This window comes from Nostoc sp., from assembly GCF_036917235.1.
Classification (GTDB): Bacteria; Cyanobacteriota; Cyanobacteriia; order Cyanobacteriales; family Nostocaceae; genus Nostoc.
On the sequence record NZ_JBALDU010000041.1, the window covers coordinates 1 to 15,448 of the forward strand.

At 46.8% G+C, this 15,448-nt stretch carries 11 protein-coding genes and 1 pseudogene; 1 reads left to right on the plus strand and 11 read right to left on the minus strand.

The window, feature by feature from the left end; all coding sequences use genetic code 11:
• Positions 1-236: 236 nt before the first annotated feature.
• Positions 237-4,211: a PAS domain S-box protein gene (locus V7K44_RS14615; protein ID WP_334932545.1), complete on the minus strand. Its 3,975-nt coding sequence runs from the start codon at positions 4,209-4,211 to the stop codon at positions 237-239.
• 178 nt (positions 4,212-4,389) lie between these two features.
• The gene (locus tag V7K44_RS14620) at positions 4,390-6,765 is read right to left on the minus strand and encodes a glycoside hydrolase family 31 protein (protein ID WP_334932547.1); all 2,376 of its coding nucleotides are present in this window, start codon (positions 6,763-6,765) and stop codon (positions 4,390-4,392) included.
• 478 nt (positions 6,766-7,243) lie between these two features.
• Here V7K44_RS14620 and rsgA point away from each other — a divergent pair, with 478 nt between their 5' ends.
• The gene (gene rsgA / locus V7K44_RS14625; RefSeq protein WP_334932549.1) at positions 7,244-8,305 is read left to right on the plus strand and encodes a ribosome small subunit-dependent GTPase A; all 1,062 of its coding nucleotides are present in this window, start codon (positions 7,244-7,246) and stop codon (positions 8,303-8,305) included.
• A 286-nt stretch (positions 8,306-8,591) separates the two neighbouring features.
• Here rsgA and V7K44_RS14630 read toward each other — a convergent pair whose 3' ends face one another.
• The 9 genes and pseudogenes from V7K44_RS14630 to V7K44_RS14670 form a co-directional block, all read right to left on the minus strand.
• Complete coding sequence (locus tag V7K44_RS14630; protein ID WP_334932551.1) at positions 8,592-9,599, minus strand: aldo/keto reductase; 1,008 nt, start codon at positions 9,597-9,599, stop codon at positions 8,592-8,594.
• Between the two features lie 53 nt (positions 9,600-9,652).
• A pseudogene (locus V7K44_RS14635) lies at positions 9,653-11,264 on the minus strand (Na+/H+ antiporter).
• Between the two features lie 31 nt (positions 11,265-11,295).
• Positions 11,296-12,084, minus strand: coding sequence for a carboxymuconolactone decarboxylase family protein (locus tag V7K44_RS14640; RefSeq protein WP_334932553.1), 789 nt, complete (start codon positions 12,082-12,084; stop codon positions 11,296-11,298).
• Between the two features lie 46 nt (positions 12,085-12,130).
• Positions 12,131-12,454, minus strand: a complete 324-nt coding sequence (locus V7K44_RS14645; protein WP_334932555.1) for an aldo/keto reductase — start codon at positions 12,452-12,454, stop codon at positions 12,131-12,133.
• A gap of 5 nt (positions 12,455-12,459) precedes the next feature.
• Positions 12,460-13,203: an SDR family oxidoreductase gene (locus V7K44_RS14650; RefSeq protein ID WP_334932557.1), complete on the minus strand. Its 744-nt coding sequence runs from the start codon at positions 13,201-13,203 to the stop codon at positions 12,460-12,462.
• 356 nt (positions 13,204-13,559) lie between these two features.
• Positions 13,560-14,321: an SDR family oxidoreductase gene (locus V7K44_RS14655; RefSeq protein ID WP_334932559.1), complete on the minus strand. Its 762-nt coding sequence runs from the start codon at positions 14,319-14,321 to the stop codon at positions 13,560-13,562.
• A gap of 14 nt (positions 14,322-14,335) precedes the next feature.
• Positions 14,336-14,692: a cyclophilin-like fold protein gene (locus V7K44_RS14660; protein WP_334932561.1), complete on the minus strand. Its 357-nt coding sequence runs from the start codon at positions 14,690-14,692 to the stop codon at positions 14,336-14,338.
• A 52-nt stretch (positions 14,693-14,744) separates the two neighbouring features.
• Positions 14,745-14,891 carry a hypothetical protein gene (locus V7K44_RS14665; RefSeq protein WP_334932563.1) on the minus strand — a complete coding sequence of 49 codons (147 nt, stop codon included), beginning with the start codon at positions 14,889-14,891 and terminating at the stop codon, positions 14,745-14,747.
• Entirely contained in the window at positions 14,866-15,267 is a 402-nt protein-coding gene (locus V7K44_RS14670) for a (R)-mandelonitrile lyase (protein ID WP_334932565.1), read from the minus strand. Before V7K44_RS14670 ends, V7K44_RS14665 begins: the two co-directional genes overlap by 26 nt.
• Positions 15,268-15,448 lie beyond the last annotated feature (181 nt).

The window sequence follows — 15,448 nt, forward strand, 5'->3', positions numbered from 1 at the left end:
GATTGCGACGCGCTACGATAAACGCGCTACTAACTTTTTGGGTGCAATTTATCTGGCTGCTTCTGTCATTTGGCTTAATTGATGACACGCCCTAATACTGTTCGGTTAAGGCAATAGACGCGATGAATCGCCGTCTCTACAATAATCGGTCTTTCGTAGTGGCATGATCTTGTCAACGTTGCGGCTGGAATTCCCTCTTATTCTCGCATCCTCGTGGGGCATACTGATGTCGCTGACTAAACAGAGGGGGGTGAGAGCAGAGGGGCAAAAGAGCCTAGGTGGGCATTCTTCAGTAGTGGTAGTTTGACGGTAAACGTCGCTCCTTGTTCTTTGCCTGGGCTATCTACGTACACAGTACCACCATGTAATTCTACTAAATGACGGACGATCGCTAATCCTAGTCCTAATCCACCATAGATTCTAGTATTAGAACTATCAGCTTGACGAAAGCGATCGAAAACGTAAGGAAGAAAATTAGGGCTGATACCAATGCCTGTATCAATCACCTGAATTTGGGCATATTTATCCGTTGTCTGTTGTTTTTCTTGTCCACTAACCACTGACAATTGCAACTCTACCCTTCCGCCAACGGGTGTAAATTTGATGGCGTTGGATAGCAGATTCCAGATGATTTGTTGCAAGCGCTCGAAATCCCCGGAAACTAAATATTGAGAATTTTCACCCAGCTTGCTGTCCTTGCAGTGTTGATTGGTTTGGGATTGTGCTGCTGAAAATTCGAGATTTTCGCGATCGACTCCTAATTCCCAATCTGAATTTCGCATTTCTTTTGAGGGAATCAGGGAAAATCTCAAATCGATTTCCTTGGATTGGGCGGCTAAACTAACAGTCTTGATGGCTGACTCAATTATGGGAACCAAATTACAAGTACGGACATCGAGGTCTAACTTGCCTCTAACCATCCGCGATATATCCAGTAAGTCTTCAATTAGCTGGGTTTGCGCTTTGGCATTGCGCTCAATTGTCTCCGTTGCTCTAGCCATTTGGGTATCACTGAGCTTGCTTCGTTGCAGTAATTGCGCCCAGCCAAGGATGGCATTGAGGGGCGATCGCAATTCGTGAGATAATATCCCTAGAAACTCATCCTTCATCCGGTTGGCTTCTTGCAACTGCTCAGTTTGTTGTTGCAAAGAAGCAATTAAACTAGCCCGTTCCATTGCGATCGCTATTTGGTCACATACTGCTTGCATCATCCCTTTTTGATTGTCGGTGAAGCTTAACAGAGTGCGGCTGCCAAAAGAAAGAGTACCCAATAGCCTTCCTTGGGCGATCAATGGATATGCATAATAAGCAGTAATATCTAAAGAACGAATCAATTCTGTTTTCGGGTCAATTGATTGCTGCACATTCTCTATAACGGTTGCACAACGTTCCTGGGCTACAGTCCCACAAACTGCTTCACCAAATCCCAAAGACTCGATTTGGTTTGCCAGTTCTGGGGAAATGCCACTGTAAGACTCTAGCCGCATTAGCTGAGAGTTATCCACAACCAAATAGTTAAAATAAACTTCTATTCCAATTTGGTCTCTTAGTTTTTGGTAGACACTATCGATTAATACTGCTGGTTGCTGACTCGATAATAAATCGTTGGCAGTGTCAAATAGTAGCTTGAGCCTTTTGTAACTTAACGAGAGTGCTTTTTGTGCCTTCTTGAGGTTGCTGATTTCTTGGAACACCAAAATACAGGTAGCCGGATGACCGTGCATTGCTGGTAAAGTATCGGCAAATACTAGTAAAGAGCGCACACCACTAGGAGTATGCCAGTCCACCTCCAATGCATTCAGGCGTTCGCCACGGGCAACCCGCACACCTGGCATAAGTTCATTGGGGATGCGATCGCCAGCGGCATCTGTATAGTAGTAAACTGTGTGATAATCTTCAGCAGCTACACCTTTAGGAAATTCGCCCCCGGCTAATTCGTCAGCAGAGCGATTGGCAAAAGTTACCCGCGCCGTTCCTGGTTCGATAAACAGCAACGGTCTTGGCATCAGATTTAACACATCCTCTAGCCATTTTTGCTGATTTAAAAGTACTTCCTCTGCCTGTTTGCGCTCCGTAATATCTAAAAATGCACCAACGCTTCCTCTAGTTTTACCCTCTTCGTCAAACAGGGGTGCAACATAGTGCAACAGCTTGATGATTTTGCCATTTTCATGGACGACATCGAGTTCAGAATTCAGAACTTCGACACCATGAGCAGCAGAGTACTGCATTGGGAGTTCTTCTGTTGACAGTTCCCTTCCCTCGCGGTGTATCTTAAAGCTTGTTGGTCTTTCGTCCAAGGGAGCGGTAAGGGAAGCATTTGTATCTGACGATATCCCCAACTGCTTGGCAAAAGCAGGGTTGACCTTGATATTTTGGCATTTTGGATCTTCGGCAATACCAATTCCGATGGGAATTACCTCCAACAAAGTTTGTAACTCACTAATGCGGCGCTGTAGATCCCTGTTTAGTTGTAATATTTGTTCCTGGGTCTGCTTTTGCTGGCTGATGTCGCGAGTCACCGTTGCTAAGGCAATTGGTTGACCTGTGTTTTTATCTGTAACGGTGAAGATGTTGTAATCAACTGGTATCGGTTGACCTGTTTGGAGATGCCGGAAGCAGAATTCTCCCTGCCAGCGCCCTTCTGATAGAACAGTCGGCAGTATATATTTTTGGAAATAGGCTTTGTCTTTGGGCATGAAGTGATCTAATACTGCTTTTTGCCTGACTTCATCAAGGCTGGCAAGACCTACCAGCTTTTGACCTGCATCATTTATGTAGAGTAATTGACCTTCAAGGGTGGCGATGCCGATAAAATCAGAGCTATTTTCTACTACCGACACTAATTTTTGTTGCTCTGCCTCTGCTTGCTTGCGTTCGCTTAAGTCGAGGATAAACGCCACTGACTCTTCCCGATTTTCTCCTAGCAGCACGTAACCAATTAAAACCGGGATGCGGCTACCATCCTTACGAATATATTCTTTCTCGTAGGGCGTACAAGTAGCGTTGGTATTTCCTTGGGCTTCAGCAACACCTCGCTCATCCAAGTATAGATAATCTGGTGGTGTGATATTGCTCCAACTTAACTTACCTGCTGACAAATCCTCCTGCGTGTAACCAATCATCCTCAGAAATTCGTCGTTTGCCTGCTGGATACCGCCATAAACATCGCCAAACAAAATGCCGATGACGTTAGAATCTACAAAACTCCCTAGTTTAGCTTCGTAGGTTCTCAGTGCTTCTTGGGCAAGGTCGCGTTGATAGCTGAGGCGTTCAATAACCCTGGCACTTTGCCAAATCAAAATAGTAAAAATTACAATTAGAACGATCGCAAACACCGATACTGCAAATGCCGGATCGTATTGTCCTGCTCGTTGCCCTTCAACAATTACCCACCCTAATATAAAAGGTACTGCGATCGCGGCAACTAGTAAACGACGTGCAAGTAAGCCGCCGTCACTATCACTTGTAACTACCCTCATTAAGCCATATTCTGCTCGCGCCCACAGAATACCTATACTGAGTAAGAGGAACAACACCGCTGTATGTAAGGCCATTGATGTTGTATAAGGGGCCAGTCCGTAGAGAACTTTCACTTGGTAGGCATAGCCCATCAGCGCCTGAAAGGAAATTAAAGTAGCAATCAGAGCAATAATTTGGGCATACCAATAACTGCGGTGGATTTTTAGATGAATCAGAATCTGTAGGGCGACACTGACCAGGATAAAGTTCAGTGCTGTGTTCGCTCCCATTCGCCCCGGATGCGATGTCGCTATATTAGTTCGTGAATCACGAAACACCAGTTCGTCAATGCCAAGATTCCAGCCAAACAGATATTGACAGAGAGTAAGCGCCGCAATTGTGGTGACCGCTATTGCACAGAACTGAGAGATTAGAAGAGCAAGTATGGGCAAGGAGGCTGTAGAACTCTGGGGGTAATTTTGAATTGTTCTTTCCCCTCTGCTCTCCTGCTCTCCTTTTAAAAATAGCCACAGCGACACACCACACAACACAAAACATAACGCCGTGTTGACTTTCATCGTGGCAGGACTACCAGGGAAGCCGCGCTTCAGAACTTCAGTGCCAAGACACCAGCCAACTAATACCAAACTACCAACAAAAACAGCGATCGCACTTGCAACTCTTGCCACAAGTGCATTTGTAGAAATTTTAAATCTATCTTGCAGCTGCAAGCGGTTAACCTTTAACATTGAGTCTTCTCTAACCGCATCTATCTAGCGTAGTAAACTTACGTATTTCTTACGATCTAATCATTGATGTTATTTGTATTTTAGGCTACACCTTGGCTTGTTTTTCATCTACCTCTATGCATATTTTTCCTTGCATAATGAAATAATGGTGGCTCAAAAAACCACCTTTGCGAGTATTTCAGAATTGCAGGCTATGTAGCTTACCATCATCTTGAAAACGTTGCTCTCCAACACCAACAAGTTCTACAATTACTTCTCGCGTTGGAGGTGTCCACTTTCCAACTCTTGCTGCAATTTCCACTACTGTTTGCTTTGCCTGAGTAAATACACGGATGTTTGTTAGTGAGAAGTTATTATCTTGATACTTGCTTGTCTGTCCATCATCTTCAAATAACTGATATTCGTTGTTACCAGGCCAAATTCGTAACCGAATCTGGTCGAGTGGGGCTTCATCAACGTATTGCCTGACAGGTTGCATAGGAACGATCGCACCGCTACGGACATACAATGGCATTCTTTCTAATGGTGCATGAGCAAGAATATGAATCGGGCCTTCATAGCGATCGCCACTCCACCAATCATACCAAGTGCCAGCAGGTAAGTAGACAGCTCGATGCTCAACTCCAGGGCGGTAAATTGGTGCAGCCATCAGCGATGCACCGAGCAATACTTGATCGTAAAGGCTATAGGTTTTCGGATCGTTAGGGAAGTGGTACAATAATGGTCTTAAAATCGGTGCGCCCGTTGTTGCCGCTTCCCAGAAAAGACAATAAATATAGGGAAGTAATTGGTAACGTAGATTAATGTATTCTCGACAGATATTTTCAACGCGATCGCCAAATACCCAAGGTTCATGACGAGCAGTAGACATTGCCGAGTGAGCGCGCATCAATGGGTAAAGCATTCCTACCTGCATCCACCGAGCGAATAATTCAGCAGTGGCGTTACCAGCAAACCCGCCAATATCGCAACCCACAAACCCCACACCCGAAAGTCCCATGTTACAAAGCATCGGCAGAGACATTTCTAAATGCTCCCACAACGATTGGTTATCCCCCATCCACACAGAAGACCAGCGTTGCACACCAGCATAACCCGATCGCGTTAACACAAATGATCGCTCTGAACTTCGATGCCGCTGTAACCCTTCATAACAAGCTTTAGCCATCATCAACCCATACAAGTTATGCACTTCTATATGAGTGGATGTAGATAAATTCTCCTCTGCCCCTCTGCTCCCCTGCCCCTCTGCTCCCCTTCCCCCCTGCGGTGCATCTAGAGGAAACCAAATCTTTTCACCATCATCCCCGAAAGGGCGATCGTTTATGGCAGGTTCATTCATATCATTCCAAATTCCTGCCACACCAATATCAGTTAGGCTTTTGTGTAAATCAGCCCACCAGTTAGACACATCAGGACGTAAAAAATCAGGAAAAACAGCTTTCTCTGGCCAAACATAGCCGTGGAACAATGTACCATCAGCTTTACGCACAAAATAGTCGTTTTCTATGCCTTGGTCAAAAACATGATAATTACCTTCTGGTTCATACTTCACACCAGGATCAATAATTGTTACTGTTTTGAAACCATCCTCTGCTAAATCACTAATGAGTTTTGCCGCGTTGGCAAAGCGTTGAGGACTCCAAGTAAACACTCGATAGCCCCGCATATAGTCAATATCCAAGTGAATAACATCGCAGGGAATGCGGCGTTGACGAAATTCCTTTGCTAGTTCCCGCACAACGCTTTCTGATTCGTAACTCCAGCGACATTGATGATAACCTAGCGCCCATTTCGGCGGTAATGGCATTCTCCCAGTTAGCTGAGTGTAAGTCTCCAGGATTTGGGCTGGTTCGGGGCCGTAGATAATGTAATAATCCAATTCACCGCCACGAGTCTCCATCTTCCAAATACCTGGTTGTTCAGCACCAATATCGAACTGACTCCAAAAAGTGGTATTGAAAAAGATGCCATAGCTTACCTGTGGACGCAAAGCCATAAAAAATGGAATTGCCTGGTACATTTCATCAGTGAGTGAATCATAATCTAGAGCATCCGTTGTCCAGTTGGTTTTCACTTCGCTGAGTTTATCCAGAAAGCCTGTGCGTTCGCCAAAGCCATAGAAATGTTCATCGGCTGCAATTTCCTTCCACCCTGCAACAGCACCCATCCGCCAACCCATACCCATCTCTGCATCTTGAGCAAAGGGACGATTAGCTTTGTCAAAACAGGCGATGCGACATTTTTCCCGCTGAACGCACACACGAATCTGTTCTGTTTCAATTTCGACCGTTGCTTCAGTTTCTCGCACTGCAAAAGGTGTTATTGCCCATTCTGTATCATCCAACGTCACTGCCCAAGAGCGGCGAGGCATAAATTCCCCAGTTGGTGCGAAACGCACGCGGATTAAATTCGGAGTAAGTACGCTGATTGTCAGGCGTGAGTCGCCACAGTCAAAATTAACAATATTATTTTCCCAGCTTACAGCTTTTACATTGCTAACAGTTGTCCAAGCTTGGTTTGTGGTGGGTAATTTTCCGAAATATTGCGGCATATCAGTTATTTAGCAGGTAAACACTTATCCGCATTCATGATTACAGAGATACTCAGCCTCAAACTCTTTCTTTCGCTAGAAGTTGGTGAAAGATGAGCAGATATTTTTTAGCAAGATTATTTTTATAATGTGCAAACTTGTGCATTGGTATTGCAAGACGCGATAAATCGTGTCTCTACATCAGGGTTCAAATTGGATAATTTAAACGAATTTTCTGGAATAGGCTAATGTAGTAATGGAGATTATTTACTGTAGTACATAAAGAGGACGAACTATGACTGAGTTGCTAGCAGTCCGGGTTACTTTGACCATCCCAACTCAAAGAACGCAAGGCGCAGAGATTCTGTTCAGTCCTCTTTTCTACAGGAATGAAAACTAGAATTCACAGACATTCTGGTGCGGGGAGTTCCCCTGCATAGAAGTGTCTTCCTCTGTGGAACCTTGTGCAAAACAAGTAGCGCACATCGAGGAAACATCAATGAATTTGGATTATTTAGGCTGGAGTGACTTTTTTGCTCGCAGCTTTGAACCCTATCGCTTACAAGGATTTAGCGTTGGTAGGGTTGCCATTGAATACAGAAATACTTACACCCTCTATAGTGAACAAGGGGAACTTTCAGCAGAAATTTCAGGTAAATTGCGGCATCGTGCTTCTCAACCACAAGATTTTCCCGCCGTTGGAGATTGGGTTGTGATTAGTGTCAGAGAATCAGAAGGACGAGCCACTATCAACGAGATTTTACCCAGGAAAAGCAAATTTTCTCGCAAGACGGTGGGTAGTAAAACAGAAGAACAAATTGTTGCAGCGAATATTGATACAGTCTTCTTAGTCTCAGGATTGGATGGCGATTTTAACCCAAGAAGAGTTGAGCGTTATCTGATTCTGGCTTGGGAAAGTGGTGCAAATCCGGTAATTGTGTTAAACAAAGCAGATTTGTGCAATTCTCTAGAAAAGTATTTAACCCAAGTAGAAGCAGTTGCTTTGGGTGTACCAATTGCAGTTTTAAGTGCTACCAATCATCAAGGATTGGATGCCTTAAAACCTTACTTGCAACCAGGACAGACAGTTGCTTTGTTGGGGTCTTCTGGTGTTGGTAAATCCACTATTACTAACCAACTGCAAAGTGCATCTGTGCAAGTTGTGCAACCAGTGCGGCAAGGTGATGACCGAGGTAGACACACGACAACTCATCGTGAATTGATTTTGCTCTCTACTGGCGGATTAATTATTGATACTCCAGGAATGCGGGAAATCCAAATTTGGGCAGGTGATGAAGGTTTACAAGGAACTTTTGCAGACATCGAAACCTTAGCGCAAGAATGCCATTTCCGCAATTGTCAGCACAATAACGAACCGGGTTGTGTCGTGCAGCAGGCTTTGGCTGAGGGAGAACTTGATTATTCCAGGTTTCTTAGCTATCAAAAGTTACAAAAAGAACTCGACTACCTTACCCGCAAACAAGACCAGAGGGCGCAATTAGCTGAGAAAGAAAGATGGAAGAAGATTCATAAATCTATGCGAAATCATCACAAGCGCTAGTTGCACAGGTGTCAGTACCGAATGGCAATAAGAAAAGATACAGCCCTTGCCCCAACTGGTTCCCAGCTTCCAAACTGGGAAACCATTCTCGGAGGCTCCGCCTCCTCTTTCTTGACAAGAGGCAGAGCCTAAACTCCAATTAGTGAGCTACGGAATGCAACTATAGAACAATACGGTTCAGGTAAAGGCTACTGGCAACAATTTTGGGTTTTCGAGACGCGATAAATCGCCGTCTCTACAAGTCTTTTGTTGCTCATTCTGAACTGTAGAACACATTTTTTACCGCTCAACGACCGGTCATTTGCTCCAGTTTTTCGGGGTATCTAGCTCCTTGCACCGCGATCTTAGAGGCGGCATCATCGATGGCACGCAGATCGTCAAGCGTGAGTTCGACTGAGACTGCCCCGATGTTTTCGTCCAAGCGATGCAGCTTCGTGGTGCCTGGGATTGGAACAATCCAAGGCTTCTGAGCCAGCAGCCAGGCGATCGCAATCTGAGCAGGTGTCGCCTGCTTCTGTTCGGCGATGCTACCGAGCAGATTAATCAGGGCCTGATTCACCTTCAGAGCCTCCGGCGTGAAGCGAGGTAGGGTGCTGCGGAAGTCGGAACTGTCGAAGGTCGTGCTTTCGTCCATCTTGCCAGTGAGAAAGCCCTTACCCAACGGGCTGTATGGGACAAAGCCGATTCCGAGTTCCTCAAGGGTCGGTATCACTTCCTTTTCAGGAGTCCTTGTCCACAGCGAGTATTCGCTCTGGAGAGCAGTGACCGGCTGCACCGCATGGGCGCGACGGATCGTTTGCACTCCTGCTTCCGAGAGTCCAAAGTGCTTCACCTTCCCTGCCTGAATCAGTTCCTTCACCGTTCCAGCCACGTCTTCAATCGGTACATTCGGGTCAACCCGGTGCTGATAGAGCAGGTCGATTGTCTCAACCTTGAGTCGCTTGAGCGAACTTTCCACAACCTGTTTGATCTGCTCCGGTCGGCTATTCAATCCGGGCGCACCCGTCATTCCGCGCGGATCGGAATTAGGATTAATATCAAACCCGAATTTGGTGGCAATGACCACTTGCCCACGAAAGGGAGCGAGGGCTTCGCCCACAAGCTCTTCGTTGGTGAACGGGCCGTAGACCTCGGCGGTGTCAAAGAATGTCACGCCGCGATCGATAGCGGCTCGGAGCAGAGCGGTCATTTCCTGGATGTCTTTGGGCGGGCCATAGGAAAAGCTCATGCCCATACAGCCCAGTCCGATCGCTGAGACTTCTAAGTTGCTGTTCCCCAGTTTGCGCGTTTGCATTGTTTTTTTCCTTTGATGTAGAACTGATATTGTTTACCGTTGATCGTTTCCTCTCACTCGGTGCCGGATTCTTGTGTACCTATCTCCCGGGCTCTGAATTCTTCCACGTCGGTCAATAAAAGATACTTCCTGAGCAACGCTTCATCAAACTCGGCACGGCGATTCATTTTGTTCAGTAAATCTCGTCGTCGCTCCAACACTTCCAGGTAAATCGATTGATAGCCTTTTAATGAGTTTTGCAAAGCAAAGTTTGATTCTTCGAGTTGGCGATCGAAAAACTTCAGATTAATTTCGAGCTTGGAGAACAGATTATCCAGATGTTCGTTTCGCGCACGCTCGCCACTGTATTTTTCTTCTAGGAATTGAAGCGAAGCTTGTGCTAATTTCTTTTGAATGATGATTTCCTGCTTTTGTTCAGGGATGAGGGTGAACCTATCTCTGAGGTTTACTGTGCGGATCAGCCAAGGAAGCGTTAACCCTTGAAAAACTAGGGTGATGAGAATGACGATAAACGTGATGAAGAGAATTAGCTCACGGTAGGGAAATGGCTGTCCGGCTTGAGTGAGGAGCGGGACGGAAAGTGCGGATGCCAGCGATACCACACCGCGCATTCCCACCCAACCGAAAATCAGCGGGCCTTTCCATCCTGGATTCGGGTCTGACACCGTGATAAAGCGGCTCATGACTCTCATCAAAACAGAAGTTCCTAGTGTGCAAAGCAGCCTTGTTCCGATCAGCACGATCGCGATGATTAATCCATACCCAACGGCACTGCCTAAACTAATGTTTTCAAGCTGCCGGACGACAAACGGCAATTCGAGTCCGATGAGCAAAAAAATCAGCCCGTTCAAGACAAAGACCAGATTTGCCCATACATTTACGCTTTCAATCCGGCTTTGGTAACTCAGAAAACGATCGCGCTTGCTAGATAAGAGCAATCCACCACTAACGACCGCTAGCACGCCGGAACAGTGAAAGTGTTCAGCAGCATAATACATACAGTAAGGCGTAACCAGGGTTAGGACAATTTCGATGCTGGACGTTGTAGGTAATAAACGATGAATGCCATAGAAAATCAATCCTACAACAAGACCGATCGCAATTCCCGTTAAAATCACGAAAACGAAGTTGACGGCTGCTGCTTGAAATTGAAACTGTCCGGTGAGAACTGCCGCCAACGCGAAACGAAACACAATCAGCGACGAGGCATCGTTAAGCAAGCTTTCGCCTTCAATTAAACTGACCAGGGATTTCGGCACGTTGACCCGCCGCATGATCGTCGTCGCAGAAACGGCATCAGGCGGTGAGATAATGCCACCCAACAGAAAGCCCAGTAAAACCGGGAATGAGCGCACTGGAGACCACTGCAATTACGCATGACGTTAAGATGACGATCGGAAAAGCAAACCCGATGATTAGCCCTCGCCATTTCCAGAATTCTTTCCACGAGACTTGCCACGCCGCTTCATACAGCAAGGGTGGAAGAAAGATCAGGAAAACTAGCTCTGGGTTAATGGTGATATTTGAAAACGGAGCAATGAAACTCAGCGCGAGTCCGCCCAGTACAAGCACGATCGGATAAGCCAGTCGCAGCTTATTCGCAATCATGACCAATCCGAGAATGATCAAGATCAGGCAAATATATTGAATGAAGATGTCTTGCATGAAGCCGGTGTTGAAGAGAGGAGTAACGTCATTAAGAGTTGGGTTTATTCACGACTTCATTTAAGCATTGCAAAGCATTCAGTGTTCGAGGATATCCCACCCAAGGCAACAATTGTGTAATTAGATCCAGTAGGATGTCTTTGCCGTTTCCGACATTCAGGTTGGCTTGAATGTGCCCCTTGATTTGGGATTCAACCCCGCCCAGGGCAATGAGAATAGACAGTGTAATCAGCTCCCTAACTTTGATGTCTACGCCATTGCGAGTGTAATAATCGCCAAAGCAATTGGCAGACAGAAACCTTTGAATGTGTAGCTGGTCTTTGGGCGATCGCTCATACATTTGATCGATCGCTTCGCCGAATATGGCTTTTTGTGCTGCCAGCCCTTTGTCGTAGCGGGTTTCCGGGCTGGTGGTCGATTGCCCTTCTAAAGGTAATTGAATGCCCCTGCTGGACAGCACTTCATTAGTGGCATGAAGGAAGTCAAATGCTTTCGCCATACCCACGTAAGGTACTGACTGATACAGCATCTCTTTGATTTCAATCGGCGTTACTCCGACATTGAGCGCAGCGCCCACCATAACCCTGTATTCGCTGACTGCCTGGCTGCCGATGATAGACGCCAGAATCAGCACGACTCTTGTTTTTGTATCCAGCTTGCTCTCAGCAATTACTTCGTCGAAGGCGAAGTTGTCAAAAACTTCGATCAGTTCAGGGTCAGTTACTTTCAGGGTCGATTTGTGGTTTGGAAACAGTTCTTCATGGTTTTTATGTGCCGCTTCACTTATCGTTACAGAGTCCTGCTGCTGTGTATTTTTCATCCGCATCTCCTTATTTGGGTTAAAGTTCTGTGTCCAGCGATTTCGTCTATAATCCCGTGCGCTTTTCCAACTCTTCTGGATAGCGATCGCCTTCGACTGGAATTTGCGCCAATGCCTCGTCGATGCTCTTCAACTTGTCCTGAGTCAGTTCGATATCTGCTGCCGCAATGTTTTCTTCCAGGCGGCTCAGTTTGGTCGTGCCGGGAATGGGCACAGTCCAAGGTTTTTGCGCCAGTATCCAGGACAGGGCGATTTGCGCTGCTGTGGCTTTCCTTTGGTTTGCCACCTCTTTCAACTCCAGTACTGACTCTGCATCACCCTGGGTCATCTCTTGCATGGCTGCGATCGCACTCAGTCTAACCGCCAGCACTATCCTTACCAAGGCTGCGTGGTTGGACCAATCGTAAATTCGTTCACGTTTGTGTCTTCTGGCTGGTCAATCGCAAACGCCACAACATTGGCTACTCGATCCGGTGAGATACCATATTGCTTATACAACGCTGTCATTTTTTCAGCCGCATCTTGGTCAGTAATCTGATCTAACAACTCAGTGTTAATTGCGGCAGGGTAAATTGTCGCAGTACGAATGTTAGTCCTTTCTTGGGCAGACTCCATGCGTAGAACTTCCATGAAATCGCGTACAAACCATTTCGTCCCACCATAGATCGCACCACCTGGATAAGCTTTTAATCCAGCAACCGATGAAGTTGCGATCGCATGCCCAGACTTTTGGCTAACAAATGTTGGCAACACAGCCGCGATACCATTGAGTACACCCTTGATATTGATATCAACCGTTTGATTCCATTCATCAGTTTTCAGTGCAGAAAGTGGAGAAGTGGGCATGATGCCAGCGTTCAAGAAAATAACATCGACGCCTCCAAATGTTTCCTTGGCAAGCTTGACGATCTGGGCGTTATCAGATGGGTTAACCACATCCATCACTTGATAGACTGCTTGTCCGCCAGCTTTTTGAATTTCATCAACCAGTTGTCTCAATTGTTGCTCGCGTCGTGCGCCCAATACGACTTTAGCGCCTTTGCTTGCAAGCAATTTTGCACTTGCTTCACCAATCCCTGATGATGCGCCGGTAATAATCACAACTTTGTCTTTAATCATCTTATTCCTCTTTTTGTTGAGTAACTACTGAGTTCCGCTTTCTTCGGACTTGCCCAGTTGCTCGCTTACCGACTGAGATGCTGATTGAAAAAGGACTGAAGCTTGTCCCAGGGGATAAGGTTCACCCTGTCATACAAATCGACATGTCCCGCGTTCGGAACGATGTAGAGATCCTTTGGCTCGGCTGCGTGCTTGTAGGCATCTTCGCTGAAATCTGTGGGTTTATATTAGGGGGTTAGCTTCGGTTCGGCGCGTCTGCCTTCAGCGTGGCTATGTGCATGTCGATGTAGCGCACATCCTTGTTCAACAGACGCTCGTAGCTTTCCCTGGAACGGCGTTACGGTTGGCGACGAACCTCACTGCACCGTTTGACCGCCATCGACGACTAAGGTGTGTCCGACGATGAAGGAGGATGCGTCCGAACACAGCCAGACGACGGCATTGGCAATTTCTTCGGGCTGTCCCATCCGTCCGATCGGCTCTTCTGAGATTACCTGCTCACGTCCTTCAGCAGTGCCGCCAGTGAAGCGAACCATCATCGGTGTATCAATGTAACCGGGGGCAACGGCGTTGACGCGGATATTCTGCGAGGCGTAGTCGAGAGCCGCAGACTTGGTGAGTCCAATCACGCCGTGTTTTGCGGCGGTATATGCGGCTCCACCCTTGATGCCTATGATCCCAGCACCCGATGATGTGTTCACGATCGCGCCGCCCCCTTGCTTGAGTAGCAGCGGAATTTCATACTTCATGCACAGAAAAACGCCGCGCAGGTCTATGTCTACGATTCGATCCCATTCTTCCTCTTCGATTTGGGCTGTTGCTGCATTCTTCTGCTCCACACCGGCGTTGTTGAAGGCAAAGTCCAGCCGCCCAAAGGTCTCGATGGTCTTAGAAAGAGCCGCCTTCACGTCCTCGCTTCGCGTCACATCGCACTTGACGGCAAGCACTCGTCCGCCGAGTTCTTCGATCATGTGTGCCGTTTCTTGATTGCCCTGTTCTGAAACGTCGGCGACCACTACATTAGCGCCCTCACGGGCAAATGCCAGCGCCGTAGCTCGACCGATGCCGTTTGCTGCTCCAGTCACAAACGCAACTTTTCCTGTGTAGTTTCTCGTCATTATTTTCACCCTCTTTATTGCGATTGAACAAGCTCGATTGTCACTTCTACAGAGCCAGGCACATTCAATACCTCGATGCCACCCTCTATTTTTCCGAGGATCGCGAGTCCGTTTGAGTATTCAAAATCTCGATAATAGATCGCCAAATTTCCCCAGGGAGCGTAATAAGCAATATCTCCAACAGCAGGATCGCTGCCTGGGGGTGCATCTTCTGTAGATAATTTTTTTGGCAGATCGCTGACTTTTTCGGTTCTGGCGTAATCTTCTAACGTCAGCGTCAATGGCAGCAGGGAAATAAAATCCTGAGTGGTTTTGCTGTCGATCAAAGTGGCTGTAACTACTTTATCTTTGGCCTTGATGTTTATTTTCATACTGTCTGCCTGCTTGGTTGATATTTCAGTCGGTATCTTCAACGAGGTACTGCTACTCATACTGTTGTCGGCACGGCAGGCTGAGTAACTCAGGGACATTACCAAGGCGAAGACCAAAATCAGCACTCTCTTCTGGCAGTTTTTCCCCTTGATAGAAAACCATCTCAAAAGCATTAAGGTATTCCTCTATACTGCTCATCGCTGACATGCTCCATCCAGTCCACGGGCTTGCCGTCGAGCCATTCGTGAATGGCGATGTGCGTCATAGACGTGGTTGCTGTAGCACCGTGCCAATGCTTCTCACTCGGCGAAATCCAAATCGCGTCTCCCGGTCGAATTTGCTCGATCGCACCGCCCCATAGCTGTATAAATCCGCAGCCAGCCGTCACGATTAGGGTTTGTCCCAATGGGTGGGTGTGCCATGCTGTCCTAGCACCAGGCTCAAATGTGACACTAGCGCCAGATGTGCGTGCTGGATCGTGTGCCTCGAACAGGGGGTCAACGCGGACAGTGCCGGTAAAATACTCAGCCGGCCCTTTGGTGGAAGGCTGTGAGCCACTTCTTTTGATGTCCATTTCTTAATTCCTTCACTTGATGCCATTTCGGTGGTTGTTCCAATCGTAGAGATTGAGGATTTATCGTCTCTCTATCAATAGGGATGGATTTTTTAAGTAGCAAGGTTAGCCTTGATGCCATTTTGATGGCTAGTAGGCAAGTCTCTTGCCCAATCAAAACTGAGTTTTATCTTGAATAAAA

Excerpts from the sequence above, each read along its gene's own strand:
- rsgA (WP_334932549.1), top strand. The coding sequence starts at position 7,244 with ATGAATTTGGATTATTTAGGCTGGAGTGACTTTTTTGCTCGCAGCTTT.
- V7K44_RS14620 (WP_334932547.1), bottom strand. The coding sequence starts at position 6,765 with ATGCCGCAATATTTCGGAAAATTACCCACCACAAACCAAGCTTGGACA.
- V7K44_RS14660 (WP_334932561.1), bottom strand. The coding sequence starts at position 14,692 with ATGAAAATAAACATCAAGGCCAAAGATAAAGTAGTTACAGCCACTTTG.
- V7K44_RS14665 (WP_334932563.1), bottom strand. The coding sequence starts at position 14,891 with ATGAGCAGTATAGAGGAATACCTTAATGCTTTTGAGATGGTTTTCTAT.
- V7K44_RS14630 (WP_334932551.1), bottom strand. The coding sequence starts at position 9,599 with ATGCAAACGCGCAAACTGGGGAACAGCAACTTAGAAGTCTCAGCGATC.
- V7K44_RS14640 (WP_334932553.1), bottom strand. The coding sequence starts at position 12,084 with ATGAAAAATACACAGCAGCAGGACTCTGTAACGATAAGTGAAGCGGCA.
- V7K44_RS14650 (WP_334932557.1), bottom strand. The coding sequence starts at position 13,203 with ATGATTAAAGACAAAGTTGTGATTATTACCGGCGCATCATCAGGGATT.
- V7K44_RS14670 (WP_334932565.1), bottom strand. The coding sequence starts at position 15,267 with ATGGACATCAAAAGAAGTGGCTCACAGCCTTCCACCAAAGGGCCGGCT.
- V7K44_RS14615 (WP_334932545.1), bottom strand. The coding sequence starts at position 4,211 with ATGTTAAAGGTTAACCGCTTGCAGCTGCAAGATAGATTTAAAATTTCT.
- V7K44_RS14655 (WP_334932559.1), bottom strand. The coding sequence starts at position 14,321 with ATGACGAGAAACTACACAGGAAAAGTTGCGTTTGTGACTGGAGCAGCA.